The 6000-nt window shown below is 41.1% G+C and carries 8 protein-coding genes; 1 reads left to right on the top strand and 7 read right to left on the bottom strand.

The annotated features are described in order from the left end of the window. Nucleotides 1-14 precede the first annotated feature (14 nt). The 7 genes from DW677_RS11495 to DW677_RS11465 all read right to left on the bottom strand — a co-directional run bounded on the left by DW677_RS11495 (nt 15) and on the right by DW677_RS11465 (nt 5490). Nucleotides 15-854: a DUF5688 family protein gene (locus tag DW677_RS11495; protein ID WP_117567303.1), complete on the bottom strand. Its 840-nt coding sequence runs from the start codon at nt 852-854 to the stop codon at nt 15-17. Between the two features lie 92 nt (nt 855-946). Continuing rightward, on the bottom strand, nt 947-1861 hold the full coding sequence (locus DW677_RS11490) for a DUF5688 family protein (protein ID WP_117468952.1): 915 nt from the start codon (nt 1859-1861) through the stop codon (nt 947-949). 17 nt (nt 1862-1878) lie between these two features. Then, nucleotides 1879-2220, bottom strand: a complete 342-nt coding sequence (locus DW677_RS11485; RefSeq protein WP_133304033.1) for a hypothetical protein — start codon at nt 2218-2220, stop codon at nt 1879-1881. Then, nucleotides 2180-2938, bottom strand: a complete 759-nt coding sequence (locus DW677_RS11480) for a hypothetical protein (RefSeq protein WP_181968345.1) — start codon at nt 2936-2938, stop codon at nt 2180-2182. The genes DW677_RS11485 and DW677_RS11480 overlap by 41 nt, the downstream gene beginning before the upstream one ends. A 16-nt stretch (nt 2939-2954) precedes the next feature. Beyond that, nucleotides 2955-3890 (bottom strand): lambda-exonuclease family protein, encoded by a 936-nt coding sequence (locus tag DW677_RS11475; protein WP_117468950.1) that lies wholly within the window; start codon nt 3888-3890, stop codon nt 2955-2957. A 34-nt stretch (nt 3891-3924) separates the two neighbouring features. Beyond that, nucleotides 3925-4449 carry a JAB domain-containing protein gene (locus DW677_RS11470; RefSeq protein WP_242992160.1) on the bottom strand — a complete coding sequence of 175 codons (525 nt, stop codon included), beginning with the start codon at nt 4447-4449 and terminating at the stop codon, nt 3925-3927. A gap of 108 nt (nt 4450-4557) precedes the next feature. Further along, complete coding sequence (locus DW677_RS11465) at nt 4558-5490, bottom strand: DUF932 domain-containing protein (RefSeq protein ID WP_117567301.1); 933 nt, start codon at nt 5488-5490, stop codon at nt 4558-4560. A 256-nt stretch (nt 5491-5746) separates the two neighbouring features. On the opposite strand from DW677_RS11465, the gene DW677_RS11460 reads away from it, so the two are divergent. After that, complete coding sequence (locus tag DW677_RS11460) at nt 5747-5923, top strand: helix-turn-helix domain-containing protein (protein WP_117468948.1); 177 nt, start codon at nt 5747-5749, stop codon at nt 5921-5923. The last annotated feature ends 77 nt before the right edge of the window (nt 5924-6000 follow it).

The raw sequence follows: 6000 nt of genomic DNA, 5'->3' as shown, positions 1-6000 counted from the left end.
TTTAGCCACAAGTGTTACAAAAAAGCTTGACCACAACAATGAACTGTTTCGCGCATATAATCAATAGAAATTGTTCCATCATATGGATGCACCAGAAGTTCGTGTACAGAACAGGGAAAAATGATCAGATCGCTGTTTGATTTATCAGCAATTTCTTTGAGAATATTCGGTCGCAGAAGTTCATAAGCCCCAAACTGAGCTTGATTATTTGTCAAAATATATAACTTTACAGTGGGAACAGAGTCGGAAATCCCTGAAAATTCAGGCATATCTTTAAATAAATAGTCGAAAAGATCACAGAACACGTAATCATTATTCGCCTGCAGATTGGTAAGAGCAGCTTGATACAGTTCATCCGACGTTGCATTCCAGATTTTCAGCAATGAGTTGGTTATTTCTGTGAATACGCAGATATCCTGATTGGATTCGAGTGCCAGACGGAAGGTGATTGCCAGATCCAGAAATGGAACCCAGGGAATATCTTTTAAATGCTGCTCATTGGCGGCAGCATTGATCAATTTCATTTGAATATGGTTTTTTAATTCTGGATATCCTTGCTGCAGCATTTTTGTGATATCAGGAAAATCCTCCTGCATTTCTAATTGCTGCAAGAATCTCGTTTTCACTTTGAGGCACCAGGGTCCAAGCATATTTTCATTGCCCTCTGTTTTATATTCTTCATAAAGATCACTTATCATAACGATGGGCGACAACTTATTTCCTGGCTCTGAAAGTGCAAGTCCGACACGATTTTCTACGTTATTGTTAGGAATTTCTACGATTTCTCCCCGGTATCCCATGTTTTCGGAAACCTGATTTAAAATCATTTCTGCAAATTCTCTTAATGTTTTCATGCTTATTCCTCCGTGTATTTTATGATTGATTTAGTGGTTTTTTATAAAAGAAGACTGCCAGGGCGGTAAGTAGTTCCACCCTGGCAATTCTTTTAATCTACGATTTCTAATGCGTTTTCAGTCCGATCATAGCGATAAATGTGAGGAGATAACTGCTCCGATGCTGTTAAATAACCAAGATTGATTCTCATCAAAAGTAATTTTAAGTCTTCATAGGACATATCCGGTGTCTCTGGCAGAGCCATCACTTCGTAAATTGATGATGGAAACACAATCAGATTGGTACCCAGCTGGTCTGACAGGTTCTTAAACGGTTCTGAATCAAGAAGGACGGATGCCCCGTCTGTTTCCAAACGGTTCTGCATGGCATATACAGGCAGGTTTATATAATTGCCGCCTGGAATATGTTCCTGGTCAAAGCCTGTCAAATTCAGCATAAGATTTTCCAATGTCTCAACCTTGTAAGGAAATTTTGCTTTCATATTGGTAAGTGCCTGTTTGTGAAGTGTTTCCAAGGAAATTTTCATCTGGTTCATCATCTGATTTGTGATTTCAATTCGGTATATGTAATTTCTGATGTGAAATTCCAGGCTGTATACAACTGCCAGATCAAGATATCGGGTATTCGGTATCATCTGCAGGTGCTTTAAGTTCCCTGTCCGGTTGATGAGTTTACAGAAGACCTTCGAACGTACCTGTTCCCAGTTTGTAAGATCTCCAAAAACTGAATCAAAATGTGAGATCTCCGCTGAATTGACATCCACCAGAATCATTTTACCGATGCTATCACGAAGATCTGTTTCATGGTCGAGAAGACTATAAAACTCATCCAGATATACACCCCGATGGACTCTATTTCCACGAATTAAAGCTTTTGTCCCTTGATAGATCAGTTCATTATTTGAGATAATTGTTGAAGCATTGAGTGCAGAAACACTCCCAAGCATTGATTTTGCGACACGTTTGATGATCTTCATGAAATCTTCTTTTGAAATTCTAATCTCCACGATTTTTTCCTCCTGTTTTACTTATATTCCTGATCCATGACTTTTCTGGCTGTGTATATTCCATCCATAAATCCAGTTGCGTAAATTGCCATTTCTTTTTCTGCGTTGTTTTCCAGAACCACTCTTACATATTCTTCGAATATCTGTTTCTCCGCATCATCCATTTTTTCGATCAGTTTTTCTCTTTTTTGACCTTCCCTTTGATAAAAATCCTTTTTCTCCCGCCATTCTGCAAGAAGAATCTGCTCGATTCGTTTTAACGCAGCTTCTTTAAATAATGTAGAAACTCCATCGCTTGGTATCATATAAATCTCCTTTCTAAGCCACCGATCTTGATTTTCTAAGTCCTGCCATGGCATCCCGGTACTGTTCTTCTGTCATCTGATCGATGGTGTACAAACCGTAACGCTTTAATACCGTTTGCCAGGATACTCCGGTACGGTCCAGCTCTCTTTGTAATTCATCCATGCGCTCCTGCAAGGCTTTTGCTGCTAGTTGATGCTTCACATCGGTTGAAGCATCGTTTGAATTTCTGGATCTGGCAGGTTTCACTTCTGCTTTCTTTCCGGTACAGTAGGAGTAGACAAGTTTTCCCTGCTGATTTTGAATCTGAAGGTCTGTGATTTCTCGCTTTTCGTTATAACCGATGGAAAGAACCTGAAACCGATCTTTCGTTATCCATTTCTCTTTAATCTTCTGAAGTGCGACCAGTTCTCTCGGTATCCAGATAAACGGAGCAGAGTAAAGCTCCCTTCCAATTCCCCAATTCACACATGCTCTCTTGAAGCTGTCAGAAGCCTGCCCCTTTTCTTTTTCTGTATAGCTTTCCGTCCCGACATCCTGCTTTCCGATCCATTGGTCTTTTTCCTGATCCCATATCTCAACGGTGCAGTAAAGATTTCCTTCGATCATCTGATGGCTGCGTTTCCAGCCAAACGGAGTAAATGTTTCATCAAGGATTTTCTGATCGACCCTTGCATCTTTGTATAATACGAGGGACACCCCGTATTCTGATGCACTTGCGATTCTGCATTCAATTTCATCTGCATGGAGCAGACGGATTTCTTTACATCCCATATAGATTCTCCTTCCCTTATGTAGCTGGACTCACGACAAAACGCCGGGACGATATGCTTTTTGTATATTTCCGGTAAATTTCTGGTTCGGCATTTTTAAGAGCTTTGCTGTCCAGACGTTCACTGTTTACAGATTGCCAGCGTACCCGGAAATTCTCACTTTTTGCAGCCGCGTGATCGCCCATATAGAGTTTGATCTCCTGATCAATCCTTTCCTGTTCCAACGTGAGAGTTTTCATCTGTTCCAAGATCTCTGCTCTGCGGTATAATCTGGATTCGAAAGAATCAAGCGGAAGAGCTTCTTCCGTAGCGGAGGTTGGAAATCGTTTTGAAATAAGCGCAGTATCTCCGTCTGATCCATTCGGTTTTGGAGCAATCCCCGTAAGAATATGATTCTTCCAGAAGTTCTCCTCCACCGTAATCAAATCCCGGATTATCTCATCATCCCAGCTGATTTTGGCATACTTAAATTCCTGCCCTAAAATAACGACAGCAATGTACCAACTCTTTTTTCCGGTTACAGCCATATAGTGGCAGCACTGGATAATGTAGTGAGCGGGGATTTTGCCATCTTTCCATTTGTCTGCATTGTAGGCATTGGCAGTTTTGCATTCCAATCCGGCATCTTCGCCAACAATTAACCGATCCACATCTGCAATCATGAAGGGATGTTCCTCGGAACGGTACATAAAATTTGAGCGCCGTACCTTCTTTCCTGTTTCTTCCATGAAACGCTTGGCGACATATTCTTCCAGATCCCTGCCCTGCCGCATGGATTCATTATCATGGTCCTGTACTTCTTCTGTGGTCTTATCACAAAAGACCTGCAGGGGACTGGAATAAGGATTTAACCCGCATACAGCTCCGGCATCTGATCCGCCAAGTCCGCTTTTTCTTAAACGCAGCCAATCGTCCCTTGTTACGTTCTGTAATGACAATTTTGTTTCTACCATATGTATTACTCCTCAATTTTTGTGATCTTTGGTGTTATGCAACTGGATTATTTTCTGGAAATACTTCCAGATCTCCATACTCTTTAAAACTGTAAAAAGTTTCTTCACCCATAATGATATGGTCTATGACAGGAAGATTTAAAATTTGTCCTGCAGATGTCAGCCGCTTTGTGAACAGCCGATCTTCCTTGCTTGGCGTAGGATCTCCTGTCGGATGATTGTGAAAACAGATGATGTATGATGCATTATTCAGCAATGCATGTTTGAAAATATTTTTGATATCGACATTACAGGAATCTACACCTCCCACCGCTACAATTTCCAGTGCCAGAGGTTCTAGTCTTGTATTAACGCTCATGACCACCATCATTTCCCGGTCAGACTGCGCAAATATCGGACGCACCATTGAGACTGCATCCACTGCGGATGTGAAGCGTCTTGTTCCATAGAGTACTTTTCCTTCCCTTACCATCTGCAGCTTTACAATTCCGATCCATTTCCGGGGAATTGGTCGTTTCATCATGTCCTCAAGGACTCTTTTCTGGTATTTCTCGCTCATTTGATTTCCTCCGTTTTGGCTAAATAAATATAAGGAAGGATCGCATAAATTACGTCCTGCCCTATATCAATAAGAAATTTTCATTTATTTTAGAACCCTAGGCTGCCATTAAGCTCTCTTTAAAAGTTCACACGCCCGGTCGAGCATGGCATTGCCCTCTACCGTTCGGGCAAATAAATTTTCCTTATAATTTGCTGTCGTTCGAAGAGGTTTTGCATGTGTCGCAAAATCAGATACCGCATTGATAAATCGATATCCGTTCTTTCCGACGTCCTGCAGATCTGGTGCATCATAATACCGTGCCATCACATCCGCTTTCATGCGAAGAATATTTTTTGTCTGCTGTGGTGTTGGCTTCTCATAGAGAGGGAACAGCGCGTCGATATATTCCCGCACCTGGCGATCAGATAACCGGATCTGATTCATCCGCTCAATCGTCTTTCCAAGTTCCGCCATATACTTTTCAGCATAGAGCAGAGAATCCCTGGCATCCATGATCTTTCCTTTCATGTCTCCGGTATGGTTAGTGGACCATACACGTTTGGCTGTGTTCAATGCAAGATTCAGCGTGTTCTGGCATACAACACGGATCGGTGTCATCGCTGCTTTAATTGCTCCTGTTCCATCGTGGGAGTTCATAAATACGAGATAAGGTTCTATCTCATCTCCGCTGATGATGTATCTCTGCGGCAACTTTGCAAGTATCCAGGTCCGGCGACCGTTCTGCAACGATCCGGCAGTTTCATAAGAAACGCCCTCGCCTAACAGTTGATCTGTAAAAGCGAAGGCGTCCGTGTTCTGCACGACCTTGTAACGATCTGTCACCACTCCCAGAAGTTGATGATCTGTATTTCGGATATTAGCTTTAAAGCCTGGAATTAAATTTCCGTCATCGGTCATGATGGATTTCTGAATGACTTTCCAATCAAGTCCAGCAGCCACAAGAGCTTCCTTTGAGTCTAAAGCAAACTCAACTCTGGTTCCAAGACCGTGCCACGGGGTTTTTCTGACATAAAACATAGATTCTATATTTGCTGACATGTCACATTCTCCTTTCGTATTTCCTACTTTTCTAATTTTCCTGCAAGCCAAATGATAAATTTTGCAGAAAGTCTCCCTGCCAGTCTCAAAATCTCCATTCCTGTTTTCATGTGCATCGTCTCCTTTTCATAATTTATTTCAAAAAAATAATGTATAATCGAAATTTCATCGTGTACCATAGATGTCAAACTTCAAAACACTTTTATAAACTGTATCAAACAGGTATAAACCAATTTTTCAAAGGAGAAATGATATCATGTTAGATAATACACCAGACATTTTGACCTTTAATGAGTGTCGTGAAGTTTTAAAAATTGGAAAGAACTCATTATTAGATTTGCTTCACAATAATTACATTGAAGGATTTCGAATTGGAAACCGCTGGAAGATTCCTAGAGATGCGTTGCTTGAGTATATTGAACATAGGTATTAAAAAATATAACAGCCATATGAAAGTCCATATGGCTGTTATATTCGAGATATATTAAAGTCCCCGGATTATTTCATCCC

This window comes from Clostridium sp. AM25-23AC (assembly GCF_003435125.1).
GTDB classification, from domain to species: Bacteria; Bacillota; Clostridia; order Lachnospirales; family Lachnospiraceae; genus Pilosibacter; species Pilosibacter fragilis.
Note: the sequence above shows the minus strand (reverse complement) of the source record. Positions and strands in the feature narration are given on the sequence as shown.

Bases quoted from the DNA above. Each gene is read 5' to 3' on its own strand.
- DW677_RS11460 (WP_117468948.1), top strand. From the start codon at position 5,747: ATGTTAGATAATACACCAGACATTTTGACCTTTAATGAGTGTCGTGAA.
- DW677_RS11475 (WP_117468950.1), bottom strand. From the start codon at position 3,890: ATGGTAGAAACAAAATTGTCATTACAGAACGTAACAAGGGACGATTGG.
- DW677_RS11480 (WP_181968345.1), bottom strand. From the start codon at position 2,938: ATGGGATGTAAAGAAATCCGTCTGCTCCATGCAGATGAAATTGAATGC.
- DW677_RS11485 (WP_133304033.1), bottom strand. From the start codon at position 2,220: ATGCCATGGCAGGACTTAGAAAATCAAGATCGGTGGCTTAGAAAGGAG.
- DW677_RS11495 (WP_117567303.1), bottom strand. From the start codon at position 854: ATGAAAACATTAAGAGAATTTGCAGAAATGATTTTAAATCAGGTTTCC.
- DW677_RS11465 (WP_117567301.1), bottom strand. From the start codon at position 5,490: ATGTCAGCAAATATAGAATCTATGTTTTATGTCAGAAAAACCCCGTGG.
- DW677_RS11470 (WP_242992160.1), bottom strand. From the start codon at position 4,449: ATGAGCGAGAAATACCAGAAAAGAGTCCTTGAGGACATGATGAAACGA.